Here is a 1316-nt window from a genome sequence, read left to right on the forward strand (position 1 = left end):
ACGCCACCCAGCGCGCCAGTCAGCGTTCCGACCGCACCCGTCGCCGTGTTCGCTACCGTGCCGACAACACCGCCGAGGCCGCCAGTCCCGCCGCCCCCGATGCCACCCAGGGCGCCGGTTACCGTACCGACCACACCACCAAGCCCGCCAGTCGGATCGCCGACACCACCCAAGGCGCCCGTTACCGTACCGACTGCGCCGCTTGCCGCGTTGCCCACCGTTCCGACGACGCCACCGAGACCACCGGTCCCGCCGCCAACACCGCCCAGTGCGCCAGTCAGCGTTCCGACCGCACCCGTCGCCGTGTTCGCTACCGTGCCGACAACGCCGCCGAGGCCACCGGCCCCGCCGCCAACACCGCCCAGTGCGCCAGTCAACGTTCCGACTGCGCCCGTCGCCGTGTTCGCTACCGTGCCGACAACACCGCCGAGACCACCAGTCCCGCCGCCGACACCACCCAGCGCGCCAGTCAGCGTTCCGACTGCGCCCGTCGCCGTATTCGCTACCGTGCCAACCACGCCGCCGAGGCCGCCGGTCCCGCCACCGCCAACACCACCCAGCGCGCCAGTCAGCGTTCCGACCGCACCCGTCGCCGTGTTCGCTACCGTGCCGACAACGCCGCCGAGGCCACCGGTCCCGCCACCGATACCACCCAGTGCGCCGGTTACCGTACCGACCGCGCCGCTTGCCGCGTTGCCCACCGTTCCGACAACGCCACCGAGACCACCGGTCCCGCCGCCAACGCCGCCCAGCGCGCCAGTCAGCGTTCCGACTGCACCCGTCGCCGTGTTCGCTACCGTGCCGACAACGCCGCCGAGGCCACCGGTCCCACCACCAACGCCGCCCAGTGCGCCAGTCAGCGTTCCGACTGCGCCCGTCGCCGTATTCGCTACCGTCCCGACAACGCCGCCGAGGCCGCCGGTCCCGCCACCACCGATACCACCCAGTGCGCCGGTTACCGTACCGACTGCGCCGCTTGCCGCGTTGCCCACCGTTCCAACGACGCCACCGAGACCACCGGTCCCGCCGCCAACACCGCCCAAAGCACCAGTCAGCGTTCCGACTGCACCCGTCGCCGTATTCGCTACCGTACCGACAACACCGCCGAGGCCGCCGGTCGGATCGCCCACTCCACCCAAGGCACCCGTCACCGTACCGACCGCGCCGCTTGCCGCGTTGCCCACCGTTCCAACGACGCCGCCGAGACCACCAGTCCCGCCACCAACGCCACCCAGCGCGCCAGTCAGCGTTCCGACCGCACCCGTCGCCGTGTTCGCTACCGTGCCGACAACACCGCCGAGGCCGCCAGTCCCGCC

1 pseudogene is annotated in these 1316 nt (G+C 72.3%); it reads left to right on the top strand.

Annotated features, from left to right (window positions below):
- Positions 1-1316: pseudogene (locus WS61_RS34710) on the top strand (hypothetical protein); the annotation flags it as partial.

Source organism: Burkholderia sp. ABCPW 11, from assembly GCF_001523445.1.
GTDB lineage: Bacteria > Pseudomonadota > Gammaproteobacteria > Burkholderiales > Burkholderiaceae > Burkholderia.